Genomic DNA, 21606 nt, shown 5'->3' with positions numbered 1-21606 from the left:
TTTTACTTACCAGCAACAAAGTATCGACTGAACTTTTAAACGCCTGATCCCTTATGAAAAAATACGCTCTGCTGGTCTATTTGTGCCTGTTTGTATCGATTTCGGTCTTTGCCCAGCCCGCCGAACGGCCCATCAAAATCGTGGTTGCGCCCGATCATACCAGCTGGCAGTACCGTCCCGGCGAAGCCGTCAAGTTTACGATTACGGTGTTGCAGAACGGCAACCCGGTCAAAGGCGCCAAAGTCGCCTACGAAGTTGGACCGGAAAAAATGGACCCGACCAAAAAAGAAACCGTCACGCTGGCCAACGGCTCAACTACCATCGACGGCGGCACTATGAAAACACCCGGTTTTTTGCGCTGCATCGCCACCGCTGAAATCAACGGCAAAACCTACCGAAACCTGGCGACGGCCGGTTTTAATCCCTTGCAGGTGGCGCCAACCGTCGAAAATCCGGCTGATTTTCAGGTCTTCTGGGATAGTTCAAAAGCCGAGTTGAGCCGCGTTCCGCTCGACGCCCGCATGACGCTGATGCCCGAACGCTGCACCGAAAAAGTGAATGTGTATCACGTCAACATCCAGAACTACGCAAAATCCCGGTTGTACGGAATCTTGTGCGTGCCCAAACAGGAAGGCAAATACCCGGCTTTGCTGCGGGTTCCGGGGGCGGGCATCCGGCCCTACGGCGGCAACATCGCCGATGCCGAAAAAGGCATCATTACGCTGGAAATCGGCATCCACGGCATTCCGGTCGATCTCGATCCGGCGGTTTACCAGAACCTGAGCGCCGGTGCGCTGGGCGGTTACATGAATTTTAACCTCGACGACCGCGACCGGTATTACTACAAGCGCGTGTACCTGGGCTGTGTGCGGGCCAATGATTTTCTGGTGAGTTTGCCGCAGTACGACGGCAGCAATCTGGCAGTTACGGGTGGCAGCCAGGGGGGCGCTTTGTCGATCATTACGGCCGGACTGGACAAGCGCGTGAAATGGCTCGGTGCCTATTACCCGGCGCTGGCCGACATGACCGGTTATCTGAAAGGCCGGGCGGGGGGCTGGCCCCATTTGTTTACCGGCAAGGCGCTGGCGTTTAACAACACGCCCGCCAAAATCAAAACCGTGGCCTATTACGACGTTGTCAATTTTGCCCGGCTGGTAAAAGTACCCGGTTATTATTCGTGGGGGTTCAACGACGAAACCTGTCCACCCACGTCGATGTACGCGTCATATAACGTTATTGCGGCCCCTAAGGAGTTGCGCTTATACGAGGATACCGGCCACTGGACCTATCCCGAGCAAACGGAATGGATGACAACCTGGCTGGTCGATCAGCTGAAGGGAACGAATAAGTAAGGATGAATGATGAATGATGGATGATGAATTAGTGCATACGTTCATTCATCATTCATCGTTCATAACTCATCATTTAAGAGCAATGAACCGCAAAACCGTCTTCCTGCTGCTTTACGGTTGGCTAATGACTACGGCCTTGTTGGCCCAGAATGGCGTACTGGTTTTTCAGTCGGATTTTGGGGTGAAAGATGGGGCGGTTTCGGCCATGAAAGGCGTGGCAATTGGGGTGTCACCCAACCTGAAAATCTTTGATTTAACCCACGAGATTCCGGCGTATAACATCTGGGAAGCGGCATATCGACTGTTGCAGACCGTTCCGTATTATCCCAAAGGCACAGTTTTCGTGTCGGTTTGTGATCCGGGCGTGGGAACGGACCGTAAATCGGTGGTTCTGCTGACCAGATCCGGGCATTATGTGGTAACGCCCGATAACGGCACGCTTACATTTATTGCCGAAACGCTGGGCATTCAGGAAGTGCGCGAAATCGACGAAGCCGTCAACCGCCGGCGCAATTCCGGCGAATCATACACCTTTCACGGCCGCGACGTGTATGCCTATACGGGAGCCCGGCTGGCGGCCAACCTCATCACGTTTGCGCAGGTTGGAAAAAAACTACTCCCTGAAGTAACCCGGATTCCGTACCAGAAACCGGTTTTTGAAAAAGGCGTTGTGAAAGGCAATATCCCGGTCCTGGATGTGCAGTATGGAAACGTCTGGAGTACAATTCCGAAAGCGCTTTTCGCGCAGCTGGGGGCAAAAACCGGTGAACAGGTGCGGGTTCGGATTTTCAATAAGGACCAGAAGGCATTCGATGATCGGGTGCTGCTCGTGAACACATTTGGTGAAGCGAAAGAAGACGAAAATGTGGCTTATTTCAACAGCCTCCTCAATTTTTCGGTCGCGGTCAATCGGGGAAATTTTGCCGGTAAATACAAAATCAGCAGCGGACCGGACTGGCGGGTGGAGGTGAGCAAATAAAACCGGTTTCAACAATTCATCCGATCAGCCTGCGTTACTGTAGAAAAAATGGATGCGGAGTCGGTTTTTACTCGTGGCCTTTCTGGTCATTTTTCAGGCTAAAGCGCAACTTTTCAAGCCTTATGAAGAACCGCGCCGGTGGGCGGCAACCGCAGAATTGGGCGGGCTGAGCCCGGTTTTTGCGCTGAATCTCGAATACACACCGCTCCGGTTTCGCTCGCATTTCTTCACGATCCGGGCCGGAGTGGGGTCCATGTTTACGCACTACAGCCTCCTGACCTTGCCGCATTCCCTGACGGTCAATCTGCTGCTGAACCCCAAATCAAGCCGCTGCCCACCGCCCGTTGGTTTCCGTAAGCTCTGGTTTCTGGAATTGGGCTGGGGCGGGCTGGCATTTGTTCGCCCGTTGCAAAAAGGCGATTTTCGGTCTTCACCCCTGGTGGGCGTCCGGCAATATTTCAAGCTCAATCAGGAGCGCACAACCGGTTTTCTAAAGGCGCAACTGACGCCATTGATTCTGGATCGCTGGCGCTTCTGGGGTGGATTCGGTTTCGGCGTCATCCTTTGATCTACTCATTAAGTAGTTTTAAGTCAGGTTGTTAGGGCGGTTTTTGTGGGCAGCGTAAGAACTTTTCGTTTCTTTTTGGTTTAGTATACGATTAACGTAAAACCTCCATACTCTCTACTCCCATGCGCTCACGAGCCACTCGCATTGTCATTGGTCTGGTCATGGCCCTGGTTGCCCTTTTTACCTACTTCACAAACACGCAGGAAAACCCGGTGACGGGCGAAAAGCAGCACGTCAACATGTCGCCCGAGCAGGAGGTACAACTGGGGTTGGAAAGCGCCCCGCAAATGGCCCGCGAATTCGGTGGTTTGTATCCGGACGAAAAAGTGCAGCAGTCGGTGAAGCGGGTGGGGCAGAAGCTGGTGAACTCGACCGACGTAAAAAATAGTCCGTACCAATTCGATTTTCACGTGCTGGCCGACGAGCGGACGGTCAACGCCTTTGCCGTGCCGGGCGGACAGATTTTTATTACGGCGGCTCTGCTCGATAAACTAAAAAGTGAAGACCAGCTGGCGGGTGTGCTGGGTCACGAAATTACGCACGTCATCGGGCGGCACTCCGCCGAGCAGATGGCTAAACAGCAACTGACGCAGGGACTGGCCGGGGCGGCTGCCATTGCCACCGAAGATCCCAACTCCCCGGGCCGCAATGCCGCCATTGCCGCGTATGTTGCAAACCTGATTGGCCTGAAATACGGCCGTGACGACGAAATCGAGTCCGACCAACTGGGTGTTCGCTGGATGGTGGAGAGCGGTTACAAGCCCGAAGCGATGATCGATGTCATGGAAGTTCTGAAAGCCGCCGGTGGGCCAAACCGCCCTTCCGAATTCATGAGCAGCCACCCGGACCCGGATAATCGCATCGACCGGATCAAGGAAGCCATCGCCAAGTACAAGGGGCAATAGTTTACGGTATACGGTTTACAGTATACGGTATACGGTTTTTGGTTTACGGTGGCTGACGCACGAACAAGAATGCGTCAGCCACCGTAAACCAAAAACCGGTGGTAATCAATACAAGCGTTCACCGCCGATCCAGGTCTGCGCGACTTTGACATCACGAAGCCGGGCCGCCGGAACGGTCATAATATCCTGGCGCAACACCACAAAGTCGGCCTGTTTTCCGGCCGCGATACTGCCGCGGAGGTGGTCCTCAAAATTGGCGTAAGCCGCCCAGCTCGTCATGGCTTTGAGAGCGGACGCCCGGTCGACGGCGTTTTCAATCTGATAACCGCCCGCCGGATACCCCTTGGCATCGACCCGGGCCACGGCAGCGTGAAAACCATAGAGCGGATTCGGCGATTCGACCGGAAAATCGCTCCCAAACGCAATGAAACCGTTTTGTTTCATTAAATCCCTGAAGGCATAGGCGCCCTTCACCCGCACCGGCCCTAGCCGGTCGGCGGCCCAGTACATATCCGAAGTCGCGTGTGTCGGTTGTACCGATGGAATGACGGAATACCGGTTGAATTTCCAGAAATCATTCGGCGAAACGACCTGGGCGTGTTCGATGCGCCACCGGCGATTGTTAGGTTTGGTGAGCAGTTTGCCGTATAAATCCAGAATGAGATGATTGGCTGAATCACCGATGCAGTGCGTGTTGGCCTGAAAACCGCTCCCGGCCAGTAGGGTCAGCGCCCGTTCCAGCTCCCTGGGGCTCAGCAGCAGAAAACCACCGGTTGCGGGACGGTCCGCATACGGTTTTCGCAGGCAGGCCCCGCGTGACCCCAGCGCGCCGTCGGCATACAGTTTGAAGGAGCGCACCGTCAGCCGGTCGGTTTGGAACGGGCCGCGTTTGAGGTAATACTCCAGATTGGGTTCGCCGAGGCTTACCATCACGTAATCCCGGATTTTTAATCTGCCATTTTGGTGCAACTGCGCCACCAGCTCAATGTCTTTGCGATCCAGCCCGGCGTCGGAAACCGTCGTCAGACCGAGCGACAGGCACACTTTCTGGGCCGCCAGCAACATGCGTTCCTTATCCTGGGCGTCGGGCTGAGGCATCACACGCCGGATAAGGCCCATCGCATTGTCGACCAGCACACCCGTCGGTTCGTTCTTCGCCAGCACCACGTCACCCCCCGGTATCTGGGTGTTGGCGGTGATTCTGGCGAGCCGGATGGCCTTGGAATTGATTACCACCGCGTGTCCATCGACGCGGGTCAGGCAAACCGGGAGGTTCGGAAAAGCCGCATCCAGTTTTTCTTTGGTCGGAAATTGTTTGTCGGCCCAGTCGTTTTGATCCCAGCCCCGGCCTATGAGCCAGATCGCAGTCGGGTGGGTTTTGTGAAAGGCTTTCAGCCGTTCAACCACCTCGTCGAAGGAGGTGGTGCCCACCAGATCGGCCTGATCGAGCACCTGACCCAGTCCCAGGAAATGGGCGTGCGGATCGTAAAAACCGGGGTAAACCGGCTGAGCCTGTAAATCGAACGCGCTATCGGCCTTGTAATCGTTCAGAATGCTTTCGGAAGAGCCGACGGCCAGAAACTTCCCTTCTTTCACGGCAAACGCCTGCGCCGTAGTAAAGGCGGAATCAGCCGTATACACCAGCGCGTTATGAACGATAAAATCCGCTTGCTTTTTGGAAGAACAGGCCGCCAGAAACAGAAGGGATAGGCTGGCAATCAGGCAACGGTATGGCATACGACAATTTTTGTCATTTGATCAAACGATTGGATTCGAAAACGTTCGGCCGCGAAGAAATCCCCCAAATCTAATTCTGGTATACAAAGAATGACAGAATATCTTTTAATTTTGAAGACAATTACCTAAAAATAACCCCAGAATGCGCTTCTTTTTAAGCCTAATCCTCCTGATTTCATTTTTTACCGCCTGGTCTCAGCCTGTTCAGCCCCTTGCCCCGCGTACGCGTCGTACGTCACCGGTTATTCAGGAAGGATCAACTTTAACGCTTCAGGAAGCCATTTCGGCGGCTCTTGAAAAAAGCTACCAGATTCGGATTTTCAAATCGCAGGAACAGATCGCCCGCACGGATTTTAACACCGCCAAAGCCAGTTTTTTTCCAAATTTGACCGGTAACGTCACGAACAACAGCAACTTACAAAATCTGCGTCAGGAGTTTCTGGACGGCCTCCGCCCCCCGCAGAATTTATACGGCATTACGAACCGCAACACGCAGGTGGGCGTCGCGCTGAACTGGACGGTTTTCAACGGATTCGGTAATTTCATCGCCTACGACCGGCTGGGCGAAGTCGTCAAGATCAGTGAAGTGAACACCCGCGCCAACATCGAAGCGACGGTGGCCGATGTGGCTACGGCCTATTACGACGTTATCCGGCAGTTGCAGCAACTGGTTTCGCTGCGGCAGGCCCTTGACATTTCGCGCGACCGCCTGGAACTGGCCCGCGCCAATTTTGAAGTGGGCACCCGTTCGCGGGTCGATTTCCTGAGCGCCCAGGTCGATTACAATACCGATAGTTCGGCGATGGTGACGCAGCAGCAGAATGTGCGAAACGCCAAAGTGTTGCTGAACACGCTCATTGTCCGGGACCCGGCCACCGAGTTTGCGGTTCGGGATACGATCATTGTCAAAACCGATATTTCACTTGATCAGCTCCGGCAGTCGCTAACGACCAACAACCCGCAGCTGATTTCCGCATCCCTGAACCGCCGGGTGGCGAACCTGAACGTCCGGCTGGCCCGTTCGCAGCGGTTGCCGGTGGTCAACCTGGTGGGGGGCTATAACTTTACGGCCATCGACAACCAGGGCGGTTTTGGGGTAAAAAGCGCCCGGAACGACGCTCTGGTGTACGGAATTCAGGCCACCGTCCCCATCTTTACCGGTTTTAACCAACGTCGGTTGATTGCTAACGCCCAGACGAACGCCCTGATCACGGAATACCAGGAAGCTGACCAGCGCCTGTTGCTCCAGCAGGCTCTCGAACAAACGTATTCGCAGTACCAGAACAGCCTGATTCTGGTCAATCTGGAAGTCGAAAGTTTTAAAATCGCCAATCAGAACGTCGATATTGCCTTTGAACGCTACCGGGTCGGAAACTCGACGGCGGTCGAATTCCGGGATGTGCAGCGTAACGCCGTGGCCGCCGAAACCCGGCTGATCAACGCCGAATTCAATACGAAACTCGCCGAAATCGAGCTTCTGCGACTTAGCAGCCAGATTCTGCAACAAACCAAATGAGTTAGGAGTTATGAATGAAGAGTTAAGCGTTAAAAAGCTCTGCTGGAAGAGCATGCGTCAGCCAACTCCTAACTCTTTGCTCTTAATTCTTACCTGCTCATGCCCTGGACGAAGGAAAATTATCCGGTGTCGTTGAAGAATTTTATGGCGCCGGTGCGCAACAAGGCCATTGAAATTGCCAATGCGTTGTTGAAGGAAGGAATGCCCGAAGACCGGGCGATTCCGATTGCGACCTCGCGGGCCGAAGATTGGGCCACCAGCCGGAAGCTGAAAATCCGGAAAAATAAAGCATCCTGAATCACCTGAAAACCGACTAGATGAACCAAGAAGAGCCGGTCCGGCCGTTCGACTGGCAACGGATGTTTATCCACGATTTTCCGCTGGGGTACCTCGGTGAAGTGGCGCTGCGGACTTTTGTGATGTTTCTGATCTTACTGCTCGCGCTGAAAATTTCGGGCAAGCGGGAGGTTAAACAATTGTCGGTTTTTGAACTCGTGCTGGTAATCGGGTTGGGATCGGCGGCTGGCGACCCCATGTTCTACCACGATGTGCCGCTGCTGACGGCTGTGGTGGTGTTTGTGGTGATGATGGGCAGTTATAAATTTTTCACCCGCCTGGCCGACAAAAATAAAACCATGCGGGAGCTGCTGGAAGGAAAACCGGTGTACGTTATTGAAAACGGCTGCATTCTGGTGCAGAATTTCGACGACGAAGATCTGGGCCGCGACGAACTGTTTGCTGAACTGCGCATGGCGGGCGTGAAGCACCTCGGTCAGGTAGAAACCGCCATTCTGGAACACAACGGCGAAGTCAGTATTTTTCAGTTTAAAGACGAAGAAAGCAAACGCGGCTTACCCATTTTTCCCCATAAGCTCAAAGCTCCCGTCGATACCCTGACCGAAACCGGTCATTTCGCCTGTTGTAACTGTGGTCAGGTGGTCGAATACGGCAAAAAACCAATTGAAACCTGCCCGCGCTGTAACCACCAGGAGTGGGTGCAGGCTGAGGAGTAGCGCAATTAGAGAAGTCTGTTAATCTGCGGTTTGTCTACTTTCTGATTTCCGAGCACCATCATGGCAACAAACAAAACGACCCAGACGGCCACCAGCGTCACCGATTTTCTGGATGCGGTTGCGGACGAGAAAAAGCGCACGGATTGTTTCCGTCTGGCTGCGCTTCTGAACGAGCAGACCGGTTTTGAGCCGGTGTTGTGGGGAAGTAGTATTGTCGGTTTTGGCAGTTACCACTACCGCTATGAGAGCGGCCGGGAAGGAGACGCTCCGCTGGTCGGGTTTTCGCCGAGAAAGGAAGCCCTTGTGCTGTATCTGGCTGCGGACTTTGAGCAGAAAGAAGCCTTGCTGCAACAACTCGGCAAGCATAAAACCGGTCAGGGTTGCGTCTATTTCAAAAAACTCGAAGACATCCGGATCGAAGTGCTGAATGACCTGGTAGCGAACTCCGTCGATTCCCTGAAACGCACTAACAGAATGTAATCAAAACCGGGTTTGTAGACCTGCAAGGTTCAGGCGACCCCGTTTTCAAAACCTTACAGGTCCACGCTTTTTTTTATTGTTTCACCTGATCTTTCAAAAACCGCAGCAGCAGCTTTTCGATGGGGTCCAAACCGTATTTGGACGTCTGGCGAAACTGGTTTTTGCGTTTCAGATACGGATTCAGATCCTGGCATTCGTAGGCTTCCAGGATCTGCGGATGTACGTAATATTTCCGGCTGACGGTGCGCGTGTTGCCCAGTCGGTGCGCCACTTCATCCATCACCGTATTGATGTTTTTCTTTGCTTCCTTGTCCGTCGAACACGGTTCCAGCTCGGCCAGCAGCCGCAGCGCATTGACGGTTCCGGCCCAGGTCCGGAAATCTTTAGCCGAAAATTCTTCCCCCGTGCATTCGCGCAGGTACTCATTAACCATCCCGGAATCGATGCTCCGGTGCTCGCCGGTTTCGTCGTAATACTGGAACAATTCCTTGCCGGGAATATCGCGGCAGGCTTTGACCAGCCGCGTCAGCCGCCGGTCGCGGACGGTAATATCGTGGTAAATCCCCTTTTTGCCTTTAAACCGGAACTGGACTTCGGAGGTGGCTACGCTGACGTGTTTATCCTTTAAGGTGGTCAGGCCGTAGTGGCCATATTCTTTTTCGTACGACGCATTTCCGATCCGGATGAGGGTTTGCTCCATCACGCTGAGGGCAATCGCAATCACTTTTTCTTTGGTTAGCTCCCGGGTCTTCAAATCTTTCTCGATGCGGGTGCGCAAGTTTGGCAATTGTTCGCCAAAGGCCACCATCCGAAAAAACTTGGTTTCGCTGCGGATGGCGTTCCAGTTGGCGTGGTAGCGGTATTGCTTTCGTCCTTTTGCATCAAAACCGGTGGCCTGAAGGTGGCCGTTGGGTTTGGCGCAAATCCAGACGTTCTCCCAGGCGGGTGGAAGGGCCAATTTTTTGATGCGTTCCAGCGTTGCCTCGTCGTCAACGCGCTGGCCTTTAGGGTCTTTATAAACAAAATGATCGCCCGAACGCTGGCGTTGAATGCCGGGGGCGGAGTCGTTGATGTACGTCAGTTTAACGGCCTTGGCGGTTTTGGCAGCGTCCTGGGCCAGAATTGCTAGATTCATTGGGTGCGGTTCAAATCACTGCCTAAACTCGCTGTGATGCTAAATAGTTAAAACCGCTGGTTAGAAAGTTAGAAAAGAACAGATGAACAGAAACCGGTTTGTCGTTTATCGAACAGAACCAGAAGCTGGAATCCATGAAGAAGCTTTTCTTTGTCGCGCTGATTAGTTTGCCGGTGAGCCTGTTCGCGCAGGTGCAGGTTGGCCTGCGGCTGGGCCTGCACGGGTCCACGATTCGTTACCCGCAGGCGACCCTTAATCCCGGTTTTGCAGCCGCCCTGCCGGTGCAGTTTTTGTTTGCGGAGCGCTGGGCCATTCGGGCCGAACCCTCGTTTATTCAGAAAGGCTGGCGGGACCGCGTCGATTACACCACCGATGACGGGCAGCCGGGCGGAACGGGCACCATGAGCCTGCGCTACGGGGTGGCCGAACTGCCGCTGTTGGTTTCCTTTCGCCAGCAGGTTAATAAACAGGTGGCTTATTACGGTTTAGTGGGGCCGGGCATCGGCTATGCGCTGGGTGGGCGATTGACGATCAGGAATGCAACTGCCGAAGTATTCAGCGATCGGTTGCGTTTCGACAACCGCATCGAAACCGGGATCTGGGCCGGGGGCGGTATTGAGGTTCCGGTGGGCGGGCTGATCTCTTTTCTGGATGTTCGCTACTACCACGGTCTGCATCATTATTTAATGGCCGTACCGAAAGGAACGATGTATGGTTTTACGGTTTCGGTGGGTTGCTGGCTGCCCACAAAAAAATGAGACGGGCCGCAAATTCCAGCCCGTCTCAATCGACATTTATCACACAAAGAATGAATTACTACTCGAGTTGTTGAATTTCGCGCAAATGGCGGTTGCGCATGGCGCTGATTGATTCCGGCACCGGCGGTTTTGCTTTATAATCAACCGGTTCGTTGAGAAACACCAGCTGGATGTTGCGGTGCCGCGCCGTTTCTTTAAAGTTCTGGATGGTGTTCATCACATCGCTGTCGATGTACGACGAATTGCTGCTGTCAATTTCAACCACGGCATTATCCGGGATGGACGTCAGCAGTTTCACGATGCTGGCTTTGCTCAGAAACGACACGTAATCGCCCATGCTGATCCGGATGTATTCTTTCTCGCCGTTCCGGAACGTTTGGGTCCGGTGGGCGTTCCGGTAGTTTTCCCGCAGAATGAAAAAGAGGGCGACCAGCATACCGACGGCGATTCCGGTCAGCAGATCCGTCAGCAGGATCGCAGCCACCGTAACCACGAACGGAATAAACCGGTCAAGGCCTTCGCTGAAAAGTTGTTTGAAAATGCTGATCCGGGCTAATTTATAACCGGTAATGAGCAGAATAGACGCCAGGGCCGCCCAGGGAATCTGGTTCAGAACCGTCGGCAGGGCAATCACGCAGACCAGCAGCAAGGTGCCGTGAACCAGCGCGGCCAGCTTGGTACGCGCCCCGGCATTGATGCTGACCGAACTCCGAACGATGACCGACGTCAGCGGAATGCCCCCAATCAGGCCGCTGACGATGTTGCCGATGCCCTGGGCTTTCAGTTCGGTGTTGGTCGACGTTTTGCGTTTCTGCGGGTCGAGCTGATCGGTAGCCTCAATGGACAACAGGGCTTCCAGACTGGCCACCAGGGCAATGGAAAGGGCCGCTGCGTAGACCTGCGGATTGTTCCACTGATCGAAATCCGGAAAGGTGAAAAGACCTAAAAAACCGCTCACGCTATCGGCAACCGGCAATTGGACCAGGTGGTTGCCCTTCAGAACCCAGTCCGGAGCCAGCACTCCCACCAGACCATTGACGGTAATACCGAGAATGACGACCACCAGCGCGGCCGGAATATTTTTCAGCAGCTTGTGTTGTTTGAAAAATGGACGCTCCCACAGCAGCAAAAGCGAGATCGACAGCGCGGCAATCAGAATGGCGACGCTGTTCAGTTGTTCCAGCGCCATCCGGAACTGACTCACGATGTTGAAACCTTCGGGCTGGAACAGTGAAATTTCTTCGGCTGAATCGGCATCGTAGCCAACCAGGTGCGGTATTTGTTTGATAATCAGAATGACACCGATACCGGCCAGCATGCCTTTGATAACGGACGTCGGGAAGAAATTGCTGACGATGCCGGCCCGCAGGAAACCCAGTCCGATCTGGATAATACCGGCCAGACAGGTGGCAAACAGAAAGGCGGGAAACGTGCCGAGCGATTCGATGGCGGCCAGGGTGACCACGATCAAACCGGCTTCGGGACCGGAAATGCTGAGCGCCGAACGGCTGAAGATGCCGACAACCAGTCCGCCGACAATGCCGGCGATGATGCCCGAAAAGAGGGGTGCTCCGGAGGCTAACGCAATTCCCAGGCAGAGAGGAACAGCGACCAGAAACGAAACAACACCACCTCGAATATCGCCTTCGGCATGGCTGAAATCGAGGCCGAAGGGCTTTTTATGGGTTGTTTTATTCAGATTCATTTGCATGGCTGGATTCTTGTTTTGTCGTTTCTCCCGGTTTATCCGGCGGAGAACAGCGACAAGCTTGTATGGTAACGGTCGTTCCGGTTTGCTCACGACGGTGCGGGCTGCAAGCAGGCTTGTCAGCTCTCGGTCGTCGACATAGACCGATTGACCCGGTTTTGGACGGAGTGATTAGTTCGCGGAAACAGATGCCAAGTCCGTGGCTTCGGACGCCGGTTGTCCGGAATTAGAGACGGCGCTGGTGGCCTGAGAGCGCGCAGCTTTTATTTCGAAGAGCTGACGTTCCAGTTCGCCTTTCACGGCGCGCAGGGAATCCGCTTCCGAGGCTTTTGCCTCATATTGAGAGCGGTAGGTTTCTTTATCCTGCTTGTTCTCGCTGTAATTGATGTACAGATCAAGGGCAATGGCGGCAAAAATCAGCCCCCATACCGTTCCCCAGTTGACAAAATTGTTTGTCTTTTTTTTGAAGTTCGTGTTCGTTGCCATTTGGTTACATTCTTTTGGTGTGACTTTGTACAAAGTTACCCCAAGAATATAATGGCTTAATTAAGAGCCTATTAGAAGTTAATGAGAAGGGAATTATAAAGTGATTAGAAAGCGATTAGAGGGTTTTGGAAAATTTCAATATAAAAGTGGTTCCTTCGTTGATGCGCGACGAAACGCTGATCTGACCCCGGTGAAGCTGAATAATCCGGTAAGTCAGGGGCAGGCCAATGCCGTAACCGTGAATCCGTTTGGCGTTCTCGGCCCGAAAAAAAGGTTCGTAAATGTGCTTGATGTCGGCTTCGTCGATTCCGATTCCCTGGTCTTTAAACTGGATGGTGACCCACTTTTCGGTGGCGCCCAGAATCACTTCAACCTGGTTGTTGGCGGAAAATTTACAGCCGTTTTCCATCAGGTTCAGGAAGGCTGAAATCAGTAAGGAGTTACTGCCCAGCACCGTTAACGACGACTGCATGGACTCGGTAGCTTCTTCAAACGAAAAGATGACGTGGTAGTCGGGGCGCCGGGTGGTCAGCATCTTGGTGGCCTGATAAATCGCTTCGTCGAGGGCTACCTCCTGAAATTTGATGGGTGCATCGTCGAGGCTGACCTGCGCCAGTTCGAGCAGGTTATTGGCCAGCAGATTCAACCGCTTGATCACTTCCAGCACGGCTTTCCACTTGGCTTCGTGCTCCTCCACGGTTCGCTGTTTGATCAGCGTGACTTCAATCTGCCCCGTGATGATCGTCAGGGGTGTACGCAGCTCGTGCGACGCATTGGCCACAAAATTGCGCTGAATTTCAAACGCTTCCTGCACCCGGTCGAGCATGGAGTTGAACGTGTGGGCGAGCTGGGCAATCTCATCACTGTTTTTGCTGGCATCCACCCGCAGGTTCAGGTTCGAGGCCGTTATCTGGTCCACCTGCCGGATGACGTTGGAAATCGGTTGCAGGAACCGCCCGGCAAACATCCAGCCCGAAATGCCCACCAGCGACAGGCTGAAAACCAATCCAAAACCGAGGATGTTCCTGAGGTGGCCCATTTCGGTCAAACCGGATTCGTCGTAGGCCGTAGCAATAACAACGTACTCCTGTTGCTTGTGCGGATACGTTAGTCCGACAATTTCTTTTTTACTTCGGCGCAGATAAAGCTGTTTCTGCTGCCGCACCCGATCCAGCAAGTCGTGCCTTCCCACAATTTCGTGGGCCGTATCGGCGCTGGCGTAAATCTGCTTGTCCTGCTGATCGTAGATAACGATGTGTTCTTCCGGCAGCGAAGTCAGGTTGTTGCGTTCGATTAACCGCAAAATGGCCGGATCAATTTCCTCTTCCTCAATCAACAGGCGGGCGGTGATGCGGGCTTTGTCGGTCAGGCGATAATAAAAATCACGCTGCCGGAAATATTCAGAAATAAAATAAATGGCAAGCGAAAAAAGTACCAGGTTGGTGGCAACAATCACCAGGAACGTAACGGAAATGCGGGCGCGTATTTTCATTTACTAATCTTCAGATTCCTGCATGATGTATCCAATTCCGCTGATGGTATGAATCAGCTTGGGCGAAAAATCCTTGTCGATCTTTTTGCGCAGATAATTAACGTACACATCAACGACATTCGTACCGGTATCGAAATTAACATCCCACACTTTTTCGGTAATCTCGTTGCGGGTCAGGGCCTTGTTCTGGTTTTTCATAAAGAACTCCAGCAACGCCAGTTCACGGGCCGTTAGCAGAATTTTCTGATTGCCGCGTTTGACGGTTTTGCTCTCCTGATTCAATTCCAGATCGGCGATTTTAAGAATCGTATCGGACGAAGGCAGAGCCCGCCGACGGTTCAGGGCGCGCAGTCGGGCAATCAACTCCCTGAATTCGAAGGGCTTGATGAGGTAGTCGTCGGCACCGGCATCAAAACCGCTTAATTTACTTTCGGTGCTTCCCAGGGCCGTTAACATCAGAATGGACACGTCTTCGTAGCGGCTCCGGATGATTTTGCACAACTCAAAACCGTTGATAACCGGCAAATTGACATCCAGAATAATGGTGGTATAGTCGCTATTCGCCAGCATCATCTGAGCCTGTAACGCATCATTGGCAATGTCGGCGCTGAAACCGTAATCTTCCAGTCCGCTTTTAATAAATGCAGCAACTTCCTGTTCGTCTTCTACAATTAAAATCTGCATACGTCAGTCCTAAAATCTTCTATAAATCCCGCAACAGGTCGGCCATGGCGCGGTATAACTTCGGGGCGGTTTCGGGACCGGTCGAGTTGATTTCGCCATACGGTTTATCCTTTGCATTGTACGAATAAGGCGCTTCGGTGTCCCATTCACTTTTCGGAATAATATACCCCAGTTCGTCGTTTGCCAACCCGATCACAAACCGGTATTTGCCTTTCATCAGACGGCGCAGGGGCGGGGTTTCGGAGGGGTTCATCCGGAAATCCGCACCCGCCGGATTTTCCACTCCGCCGTTGACAATTTCGGGGTAAATTTCGCCCGGTACTCCCAAAAACGTCGCGTCACCAATACGAAAAGCCGCAATTTCGGTCCGTAAGTTCCCCCAGCGGCTAAAACCGGCATCCAGAACACCCAGGCCGACGGCCAGTTGAAAGAGTTTATTATCCAGCGGAATGTCCAGCGTGTGCGCCCGTAATCCGATTCCGGCCTGCGGAACAAAAACCGTATCCTGCTGCAAGGCTTTGTAAATCAGCAGGGCCAGCTGCTTTCCCTGCGCATCGGCCTTCCCGAACGTCGGCTCCGTGAACCGCTCACCGGTCAGCGGGTCCTGAATGGTCACTTTCGGCGATGTGGTCATCAGGCCGCCCACGCAGCCCGAGGCATACACCACCGTGCCCCCCAATCCTTTCTGAATAACCGAGTCGCCCAGCGTAATGCCTTTTTCCAGATACTCCCGGACGTAATGCGGAAAGTCCGACGTTAGCAGCGTGTTTTTGCTCCACAGGGTTTCGGGGTGATTTCCCCATACCACCAACGTCCCCAGGGTGCTGTCTTTCACCGCATCCAGCGCCTGCATCAGGTAGAGCCCCGGATCTTTCACGAGCGGTTTTCGGGTATCCATCAAAAGCGAATCCGCGCCGGTCAGGTCCTGGGCAAACCGGAGCCGGGCCGGCTGGCGGTTGTTGGCGGCCAGCACGATGGCCCGCGTAACCTGTTGTTCAACAAACTGTTCGTAGGATTTGTTAACGCCACTTTTCAGCACGCTGCCGCCCCACATGCCCAGAAAATCGGGCGCTTCGTGCGTGTGCGTACTGCAAATCAGGGCGTACGAAATGCCGGCACTGGCGGGCAGCGCCTTTCGGACGTTGATGACATTTTTGTGCATAAAACCGAGCAGATCCACGGCGACAATCGCCAGGCGGGTTTGCCCGTCGTCGATCACCATCGCGCGCGCCCACAAGTCGTCGTGAACGCCGTTGGCAGCCCGTTTCTGGCTGAAACCGGCCATCCAGTAGGCATCAAATTCGCCGTTCTGGTTGCCATCGGTATAGGTGTCGCCGTCGGCCGGTTTATAGGCCGCATCCCGGTTTTTGTCGGTCCAGCGGTCGGGCAGGTACGGCGTGATTTTAAGGGCCGCAAAACCGACCTTCAATGGTTGGGGCGTTGCCGGTGCTTTGATGGTCAGGTTGAGCGAATAACCGGGATGGCGGTCGCGGCTGTTGTAATACCCGTAGCCCGCACCGAGCAGGAGCAAACCAACAATCAGGAACAGGAAGCCGAGAAGAAATCTACGCACGGTGAAAGGGTTTTCGGGCTCTAATCAATTTCGTAACCGGGGATCACTAATCAGCGGTTTTTCTTCAATGATTTCAAGGTGTTGATAAGCTGCGTGGGCCGGATGAACCAAGTAGTTTATTCCATCCGGCATCACCGAAGAAGGTACCCCCAACGCCAGCACATCCGGATTGGTTAACCATTCAGTTAGTAGGGTCTGACTTTTTGCATACCTATTTTCGTTCCAGTAAGCAGGCGATTCGTCAGCCCGTATTAGGCGTCGGCTGTCGTCGGGTATTCGTAGGCTAAAGAGCCGGAAGGACGGCAGGTCGGCGTAGGGGACTTGTGGCATATGCACCAGAATTTCCACTAGGGCCAATGCCGGATGTTCGGCCGTATACAGAATGCCAATGCCCGGCGGATTCCAGCGGCCGCCGTTTAGCCGTGTGCCGGTTACATCCAGTGGACGGTCTGCATACTTCTGACGGACAACCCGATAAATGAGCGCCATCGTCAGCCAAAAATTCCGTGATCAATCCGTCCTAAAATCCGATCTACCACCGTATAGCCCGTTACTGTATCCAAGGTTTGAATGGGGGTTTGATAATTCAACTCCCGAAGCGAAGAACGAAGCCAATTTAAAACCGTTGCCGTTTTTCCTTCAAAGGTGTCTAACGCGTGTCGCAGGAGGTTTTCCAGCAGCAGCAGCCGTTCTGAGGCATCCTGACTGATGCGTTGATCAGGCTTGAGTCGATGCAGGTAAGAGGCCGATAAACCGAGCGCCAAGGCCGTTTCTTTGTCGGTTAAACCAACCAGTCCAGCGACACGGTCGGCCTCGGCACGGAACAAACCCTGCCGGCTACGGGTAATAATTTCCTGCTCGGTTAAGAGAGAAGGATCGGAAGAAGCAGAAAGTTTGAATGCAGTAATCATACAAGTGAACTTTTGTACCAAGATAAGTGCAAAAGTTCACTTTGTCAACTCCCGCTTCATTTCAATCTTTCTATAATCGCCAGCACCAGATTGGCCGAATTCCGGGCGGCAATTTTATAGAAGGTCCGTATATCCTGCCGGGCGCTGGCATTGGCCTTGTCACTCAGGCTCCGGATGACCAAGCACGGCACCTGCTGCTGGTAACAAACCTGCGCTACGGCGGCTCCTTCCATTTCGGTGGCGTCGGCTTTGAATTCCGCCCGCAAACCGGCCACTTTTTCTTCGGACGAAATAAATTGATCGCCCGTCACCACGGTTCCAACCATAACGGATGGCGGCCGCGAGGTGGTCGGAAGGCTTTCGAACCGAACGGTTTTGGCAGCCTCCTGCGCCAGCAGCAGCAAGCCCGAATCGCCGGGAAAATAGGCCGGATTCAGGTCTTTCGTGATGGCGTTGCGGGTCTGGCTGATTTTCTGCTGCTGAAAGCCGGTGGAACTGTAATCATGGTGGGCGGTTTTTTGGGCGATAACGATGTCGCCGGGCTGGAGATTCGGGTTGACTCCGCCCGCGATACCGGTGAAAAGCACCCGTTCCGGTTTAAAGTGAGCCAGCACAAAAGCCGTCGTCATGGCGGCATTCACTTTGCCGATGCCGGTTTCGGCCACCACTACGTCCCGCCCGTTGAGCTGACCGGTCATGAATTGGATGCCGTTGAGCGTCTGACGTTTCGGATTCCGGAGCGATTGCTGGACCAGTTTCACTTCTTCATCAAAGGCGCCGAGCAAGGCCGTGATGGGTTGGGGCTGATAGCGTTGGCCGATTACCGGTAAAAAACCGACAAACAGGTACAGAATCAACGTGTATTGGACTAACAGGCGGCTGGGTTGGCCGGAAGAGGGCGACGTTTTTGGCATTGGAACCAGAATTAAAAAACCGGATGAAGTGAAAAAGCAATTTTAATGGCCGGAGAAAAGCGCCAGAACGCAGAACACATCGACAAGCAGCAAACCGGGCGGAACTTCCTTTGCTTTACCACTGGCCAGTTTCACGGCTGTCCAGCTCAGAAAACCCCAAATGATGCCCTGCGTGATGGAGTAGCTGAACGGGATCAACACCAGCGCCAGAAAAGCCGGGAGCGCATCGTCCAGTTGACCCCAGTTGATTCGGGTAACCGGTTTCATCATGAACGCGCCAACCAGCACCAGGGCCGGGGCCGTAGCGATGGCCGGAATAACCGACAGCAAGGGCGACAGAAACAGGAACGGCAGAAACAACGCACCGGCCACGATGGCCGTCAGACCCGTCCGTCCGCCCTGCGCAATGCCGACGGCCGACTCGACGTAGGCCGTGCCGGGGCTGGTTCCTAAAAAACCGGCTACGGTAGTGGCCACGGCATCGACGGTCAGCGAGCGGTTCAGGTTGCGCGGATTGCCGTCTTCATCGTACAGGTTGGCGGCTTCGGCAACGCCCACAAAGGTGGACAGGCTGTCGAATAAGTCCGTGAAAACAAAGGCAAAAATCACCGGCCAGAGCGACCATTGCAGCGAGTTGATCAAATCGAGTTTTCCAATCAAACTGAAATCCGGCGCGGCCAGAATCCCCTGAAAATTGACCAGCGTTTTTTGTCCGGAAGCAACCGCCGAAGCATCCCCCCACCACCGGCCAATGGGCAGCGCCACCAGCGTGGTCAGCACAATACCGATGATGATGGCGCCCGGGAAATTTCGAACGACGAGCACTGCCGTTACCAGCAAGCCAAAAACAAAGGTCAGAATAATGGGATCTTTCACGCTGGCGATGCTCACCAGCGTGGCCGGGTTGGCCACGATAAACCGGGCGTTTTCAAAACCGATCAGGGTGATAAATAAGCCAATACCCGCCGAAACCGCATATCGCAGCGGTTTGGGGATGATTTTAACCAGGGTGGAGCGGACGTTGAAAATCGATAAAACCAGAAACAGGATGCCCGCCCAGAAAACCGCCCCCAGCGCCACTTCGGGGCGGATGCCCATGCCCTTGACGGCCGTGAACGTGAAAAAGGCATTGAGGCCCATGCCGGGTGCGACCACCATCGGATTCCGGGCGTACAGCCCCATCAGCAGACTGCATCCAAAGGAGAGCAAAACCGTTGCCGTTACGACTCCGCTGAACGGCAAACCGGCCTGACTCAAAATGGCCGGATTGACCACAATGATGTACATCGTTGCCAGAAAGGTGGAAATGCCCGCCAGAATTTCGGTACGGGGAATGGATGCCGGAGGGGCGGTCTGCATGCAGCGAAACGGTTGGATCGAAGTCCGAAAGTACGGATTACGGCCGCCAGTTCAAGCACGGACCAGGCATTATTACCACAAAAAGCCCCCGGCCCGGAGCAAGCTGCCCAAGTCGGGGGACTCAAACCAATTTAACCAAATTATTATTTTGAGACCGGGGAGACTAGTCAGACGAGCGCAGGACACGGCTGCGCTGCTTCCTTCAAGGACGGGTCTTTAGGCTGGTCGCTCCGGTCTATTTCTGAAATTCTGCCGCCAGCCATTGCTGATTGGTCGGGATGGATTCGCGGCCCGATTGCTGGTTCAGCGCCCACTGACGCAAAGCCTGTTCCAGCACCGTGTTCAGGCTTTCCCGGGTGGTGGCGCGTTTGATGTTGAGCTGTTTCTTGGCCAGAACTTCCTGATAGACCAGCTGATTGTCATCGGTGTAAAAATAAACGGTGCACTGTTTTTTGGGTTGTGATTCAACCACCCAGAAGCCGCTGCGGGCCGTGTTGGTTTTGCGGTTTTGGCCAAAGGTGGCAACCGACAGAAAAAGAGTCAGGGCAACGAGTGCCAGGCGAAGGTGTGAGTAGCGTTTCATTGTCATACCGCCGGAGCGGTTCATTAGCAGTTGCTGTTTAATTCTGGTACGTGTTTCAAAAGTAAACCGTGGAAAAAACCGCTGCCTGACTTTTCGCTCAATGGATTTGCCCGCCCTTGATACAGCATCCGGCGGGCGACGAGTGTAGTTGGACGGCTAAAAAAAGTCATTTGGCGACGATTGGCTACCGTTCGTCTACAAATGCCCGGAAAAATGGCGGTTTTTACGTCGTTTGTCTATATTCGGTCGGTAATCCGGTAATCGTATGCAACTGGCGGACAGCAACTTCATCTTTTCCAATCAGCCGCGCTACCGGCTGGCCCGGCACGGACTCTTCTGGGGCGTGGTCTGGCTGTACTTCACGGTTTTGTACGGTGTTTTTCCGGTTAAGGATTTTCTGTACCGGGGCTACAGCGAGACGGTGGCTTTGCTGATGGGCTTTCTGATATCCGGGATTGGCTCGGTCCTTTTCATGCCCGCGCACATGGTGCTGGCCTATGGCATTATCTACGTTTTGTTTCCCCGGTATTTAGACAAGGGGCAGTATTGGAGAATCGTTGCCGGGGTTGTTTTCTTTTCGTTTCTGAGCGCCTTTGCGTCGGCTGGGCTGTCGGTCTGGGTGCTTACGCCCGTTCACGCCTGGATGGGAAATTCGCAGGTGCGTGGCGCCGATCTGAATTACCTGCTGATGGCGGGTTTGCGGGGCGGGATTACGGTGGCCGGTTTTGTGGCGGCAATCAAGCTGGTGAAAATCTGGTACCTGAAAGAGCAGGCTTTCCGGCAAATCGAAAAGGAAAAGTTCAACGCGGAGTTACAGCTACTTAAATCGCAGATTCACCCGCATTTTCTGTTCAATACGCTGAATAACCTGTACGCGCTGACCTTGCGGAAATCGGAACAGTCCCCGGCGGTGGTGCTGAAATTGTCGCAGCTGCTGAGCTACATGCTCTACGACTGCAATGCGTCGGAGGTGTTGCTGGAGAAGGAAATTGCCTTTATGAAAAACTACATCGGGCTGGAACAACTGCGTTACGGAACCCGGCTGGAGGTTTCCATCAATTTTCACGGTGATTTGCAGGGGAAACAGATTTCGCCCCTGCTGCTGATTCCGTTTCTGGAAAATGCGTTCAAACACGGCACCAGTGAGCAGCTGGAACAGGCCTGGATTTTTCTGGATCTGGCGGTGGATGACAACGTGCTGACGTTCAAGCTGGTCAATAGCCGGGATGCGGACGCGCTGCCGTTACCGGCGGTAGGAGGGGCTTCCGTCGGGGGCATTGGGTTGCAGAACGTGAAAAAGCGACTGGAATTGCTGTATCCGAACCAGTACGAATTACAGATTCAGCCCGAAGCAGAAACGTTTCTGGTCGATCTGCGGTTGCGGTTGCCGGCAAATTCGCTGCTTCCGAAACAACCGGCGCAGCCGGCCACTGAAATGCCAGTTTAATACAAC

Annotated in this window: 22 protein-coding genes; 10 read left to right on the top strand and 12 right to left on the bottom strand. The window is 53.9% G+C overall.

The genetic code is table 11. From position 1 onward, the window contains the following. Window positions 1-53 precede the first annotated feature (53 nt). The 4 genes from ACYVHX_RS00965 to ACYVHX_RS00950 all read left to right on the top strand — a co-directional run bounded on the left by ACYVHX_RS00965 (window position 54) and on the right by ACYVHX_RS00950 (window position 3804). On the top strand, window positions 54-1352 hold the full coding sequence (locus tag ACYVHX_RS00965; RefSeq protein WP_460669722.1) for an acetylxylan esterase: 1299 nt from the start codon (window positions 54-56) through the stop codon (window positions 1350-1352). 82 nt (window positions 1353-1434) lie between these two features. After that, window positions 1435-2331 carry an SAM hydrolase/SAM-dependent halogenase family protein gene (locus ACYVHX_RS00960; RefSeq protein WP_460669721.1) on the top strand — a complete coding sequence of 299 codons (897 nt, stop codon included), beginning with the start codon at window positions 1435-1437 and terminating at the stop codon, window positions 2329-2331. A 52-nt stretch (window positions 2332-2383) separates the two neighbouring features. Next, the gene (locus tag ACYVHX_RS00955; protein ID WP_460669720.1) at window positions 2384-2899 is read left to right on the top strand and encodes a hypothetical protein; all 516 of its coding nucleotides are present in this window, start codon (window positions 2384-2386) and stop codon (window positions 2897-2899) included. A 122-nt stretch (window positions 2900-3021) separates the two neighbouring features. Then, complete coding sequence (locus ACYVHX_RS00950) at window positions 3022-3804, top strand: M48 family metalloprotease (protein WP_460669719.1); 783 nt, start codon at window positions 3022-3024, stop codon at window positions 3802-3804. A 105-nt stretch (window positions 3805-3909) separates the two neighbouring features. Here ACYVHX_RS00950 and ACYVHX_RS00945 read toward each other — a convergent pair whose 3' ends face one another. Next, window positions 3910-5541, bottom strand: a complete 1632-nt coding sequence (locus ACYVHX_RS00945; RefSeq protein ID WP_460669718.1) for an amidohydrolase — start codon at window positions 5539-5541, stop codon at window positions 3910-3912. Between the two features lie 142 nt (window positions 5542-5683). On the opposite strand from ACYVHX_RS00945, the gene ACYVHX_RS00940 reads away from it, so the two are divergent. The 4 genes from ACYVHX_RS00940 (at window position 5684) to ACYVHX_RS00925 (ending at window position 8550) form a co-directional block, all read left to right on the top strand. Further along, on the top strand, window positions 5684-7057 hold the full coding sequence (locus tag ACYVHX_RS00940) for a TolC family protein (RefSeq protein WP_460669717.1): 1374 nt from the start codon (window positions 5684-5686) through the stop codon (window positions 7055-7057). A 99-nt stretch (window positions 7058-7156) separates the two neighbouring features. After that, entirely contained in the window at window positions 7157-7354 is a 198-nt protein-coding gene (locus tag ACYVHX_RS00935; protein WP_460669716.1) for a DUF2188 domain-containing protein, read from the top strand. 20 nt (window positions 7355-7374) lie between these two features. After that, window positions 7375-8070, top strand: coding sequence for a DUF421 domain-containing protein (locus tag ACYVHX_RS00930; RefSeq protein WP_460669715.1), 696 nt, complete (start codon window positions 7375-7377; stop codon window positions 8068-8070). Window positions 8071-8130: 60 nt separating this feature from the next. Then, on the top strand, window positions 8131-8550 hold the full coding sequence (locus ACYVHX_RS00925; protein WP_460669714.1) for a DUF1801 domain-containing protein: 420 nt from the start codon (window positions 8131-8133) through the stop codon (window positions 8548-8550). A gap of 73 nt (window positions 8551-8623) precedes the next feature. Here ACYVHX_RS00925 and ACYVHX_RS00920 read toward each other — a convergent pair whose 3' ends face one another. Continuing rightward, window positions 8624-9685: a DNA topoisomerase IB gene (locus tag ACYVHX_RS00920; RefSeq protein ID WP_460669713.1), complete on the bottom strand. Its 1062-nt coding sequence runs from the start codon at window positions 9683-9685 to the stop codon at window positions 8624-8626. Between the two features lie 134 nt (window positions 9686-9819). Here ACYVHX_RS00920 and ACYVHX_RS00915 point away from each other — a divergent pair, with 134 nt between their 5' ends. Then, window positions 9820-10443 carry a porin family protein gene (locus tag ACYVHX_RS00915; protein WP_460669712.1) on the top strand — a complete coding sequence of 208 codons (624 nt, stop codon included), beginning with the start codon at window positions 9820-9822 and terminating at the stop codon, window positions 10441-10443. A 58-nt stretch (window positions 10444-10501) separates the two neighbouring features. On the opposite strand, the gene ACYVHX_RS00910 is transcribed toward ACYVHX_RS00915, so the two are convergent. The 10 genes from ACYVHX_RS00910 to ACYVHX_RS00865 form a co-directional block, all read right to left on the bottom strand. Then, window positions 10502-12148 (bottom strand): SulP family inorganic anion transporter, encoded by a 1647-nt coding sequence (locus ACYVHX_RS00910; protein WP_460669711.1) that lies wholly within the window; start codon window positions 12146-12148, stop codon window positions 10502-10504. Between the two features lie 174 nt (window positions 12149-12322). Beyond that, complete coding sequence (locus ACYVHX_RS00905) at window positions 12323-12637, bottom strand: hypothetical protein (protein ID WP_460669710.1); 315 nt, start codon at window positions 12635-12637, stop codon at window positions 12323-12325. A gap of 115 nt (window positions 12638-12752) precedes the next feature. Further along, window positions 12753-14129 (bottom strand): sensor histidine kinase, encoded by a 1377-nt coding sequence (locus ACYVHX_RS00900; RefSeq protein ID WP_460669709.1) that lies wholly within the window; start codon window positions 14127-14129, stop codon window positions 12753-12755. A 3-nt stretch (window positions 14130-14132) separates the two neighbouring features. Continuing rightward, complete coding sequence (locus tag ACYVHX_RS00895) at window positions 14133-14813, bottom strand: response regulator (protein WP_460669708.1); 681 nt, start codon at window positions 14811-14813, stop codon at window positions 14133-14135. Between the two features lie 19 nt (window positions 14814-14832). Then, window positions 14833-16386, bottom strand: coding sequence for a hypothetical protein (locus tag ACYVHX_RS00890; RefSeq protein ID WP_460669707.1), 1554 nt, complete (start codon window positions 16384-16386; stop codon window positions 14833-14835). 24 nt (window positions 16387-16410) lie between these two features. After that, window positions 16411-16875: an RES family NAD+ phosphorylase gene (locus ACYVHX_RS00885; RefSeq protein WP_460669706.1), complete on the bottom strand. Its 465-nt coding sequence runs from the start codon at window positions 16873-16875 to the stop codon at window positions 16411-16413. Window positions 16876-16877: 2 nt separating this feature from the next. After that, the gene (locus tag ACYVHX_RS00880) at window positions 16878-17297 is read right to left on the bottom strand and encodes an antitoxin Xre/MbcA/ParS toxin-binding domain-containing protein (RefSeq protein WP_460669705.1); all 420 of its coding nucleotides are present in this window, start codon (window positions 17295-17297) and stop codon (window positions 16878-16880) included. A gap of 56 nt (window positions 17298-17353) precedes the next feature. Next, window positions 17354-18211, bottom strand: a complete 858-nt coding sequence (locus ACYVHX_RS00875; RefSeq protein WP_460669704.1) for a 5'-methylthioadenosine/adenosylhomocysteine nucleosidase — start codon at window positions 18209-18211, stop codon at window positions 17354-17356. Between the two features lie 42 nt (window positions 18212-18253). After that, complete coding sequence (locus ACYVHX_RS00870; RefSeq protein ID WP_460669703.1) at window positions 18254-19570, bottom strand: NCS2 family permease; 1317 nt, start codon at window positions 19568-19570, stop codon at window positions 18254-18256. Window positions 19571-19805: 235 nt separating this feature from the next. After that, entirely contained in the window at window positions 19806-20153 is a 348-nt protein-coding gene (locus ACYVHX_RS00865) for a hypothetical protein (protein WP_460669702.1), read from the bottom strand. Window positions 20154-20418: 265 nt separating this feature from the next. Here ACYVHX_RS00865 and ACYVHX_RS00860 point away from each other — a divergent pair, with 265 nt between their 5' ends. Further along, complete coding sequence (locus tag ACYVHX_RS00860) at window positions 20419-21600, top strand: sensor histidine kinase (protein ID WP_460669701.1); 1182 nt, start codon at window positions 20419-20421, stop codon at window positions 21598-21600. Window positions 21601-21606 lie beyond the last annotated feature (6 nt).

The organism is Larkinella ripae (assembly GCF_054780775.1).
Note: the sequence above shows the minus strand (reverse complement) of the source record. Positions and strands in the feature narration are given on the sequence as shown.

Excerpts from the sequence above, each read along its gene's own strand:
- ACYVHX_RS00965 (WP_460669722.1), top strand. The coding sequence starts at position 54 with ATGAAAAAATACGCTCTGCTGGTCTATTTGTGCCTGTTTGTATCGATT.
- ACYVHX_RS00960 (WP_460669721.1), top strand. The coding sequence starts at position 1,435 with ATGAACCGCAAAACCGTCTTCCTGCTGCTTTACGGTTGGCTAATGACT.
- ACYVHX_RS00955 (WP_460669720.1), top strand. The coding sequence starts at position 2,384 with ATGCGGAGTCGGTTTTTACTCGTGGCCTTTCTGGTCATTTTTCAGGCT.
- ACYVHX_RS00950 (WP_460669719.1), top strand. The coding sequence starts at position 3,022 with ATGCGCTCACGAGCCACTCGCATTGTCATTGGTCTGGTCATGGCCCTG.
- ACYVHX_RS00945 (WP_460669718.1), bottom strand. The coding sequence starts at position 5,541 with ATGCCATACCGTTGCCTGATTGCCAGCCTATCCCTTCTGTTTCTGGCG.
- ACYVHX_RS00940 (WP_460669717.1), top strand. The coding sequence starts at position 5,684 with ATGCGCTTCTTTTTAAGCCTAATCCTCCTGATTTCATTTTTTACCGCC.
- ACYVHX_RS00935 (WP_460669716.1), top strand. The coding sequence starts at position 7,157 with ATGCCCTGGACGAAGGAAAATTATCCGGTGTCGTTGAAGAATTTTATG.
- ACYVHX_RS00930 (WP_460669715.1), top strand. The coding sequence starts at position 7,375 with ATGAACCAAGAAGAGCCGGTCCGGCCGTTCGACTGGCAACGGATGTTT.
- ACYVHX_RS00925 (WP_460669714.1), top strand. The coding sequence starts at position 8,131 with ATGGCAACAAACAAAACGACCCAGACGGCCACCAGCGTCACCGATTTT.
- ACYVHX_RS00920 (WP_460669713.1), bottom strand. The coding sequence starts at position 9,685 with ATGAATCTAGCAATTCTGGCCCAGGACGCTGCCAAAACCGCCAAGGCC.
- ACYVHX_RS00915 (WP_460669712.1), top strand. The coding sequence starts at position 9,820 with ATGAAGAAGCTTTTCTTTGTCGCGCTGATTAGTTTGCCGGTGAGCCTG.
- ACYVHX_RS00910 (WP_460669711.1), bottom strand. The coding sequence starts at position 12,148 with ATGAATCTGAATAAAACAACCCATAAAAAGCCCTTCGGCCTCGATTTC.
- ACYVHX_RS00905 (WP_460669710.1), bottom strand. The coding sequence starts at position 12,637 with ATGGCAACGAACACGAACTTCAAAAAAAAGACAAACAATTTTGTCAAC.
- ACYVHX_RS00900 (WP_460669709.1), bottom strand. The coding sequence starts at position 14,129 with ATGAAAATACGCGCCCGCATTTCCGTTACGTTCCTGGTGATTGTTGCC.
- ACYVHX_RS00895 (WP_460669708.1), bottom strand. The coding sequence starts at position 14,813 with ATGCAGATTTTAATTGTAGAAGACGAACAGGAAGTTGCTGCATTTATT.
- ACYVHX_RS00885 (WP_460669706.1), bottom strand. The coding sequence starts at position 16,875 with ATGGCGCTCATTTATCGGGTTGTCCGTCAGAAGTATGCAGACCGTCCA.
- ACYVHX_RS00880 (WP_460669705.1), bottom strand. The coding sequence starts at position 17,297 with ATGATTACTGCATTCAAACTTTCTGCTTCTTCCGATCCTTCTCTCTTA.
- ACYVHX_RS00875 (WP_460669704.1), bottom strand. The coding sequence starts at position 18,211 with ATGCCAAAAACGTCGCCCTCTTCCGGCCAACCCAGCCGCCTGTTAGTC.
- ACYVHX_RS00870 (WP_460669703.1), bottom strand. The coding sequence starts at position 19,570 with ATGCAGACCGCCCCTCCGGCATCCATTCCCCGTACCGAAATTCTGGCG.
- ACYVHX_RS00865 (WP_460669702.1), bottom strand. The coding sequence starts at position 20,153 with ATGAAACGCTACTCACACCTTCGCCTGGCACTCGTTGCCCTGACTCTT.
- ACYVHX_RS00860 (WP_460669701.1), top strand. The coding sequence starts at position 20,419 with ATGCAACTGGCGGACAGCAACTTCATCTTTTCCAATCAGCCGCGCTAC.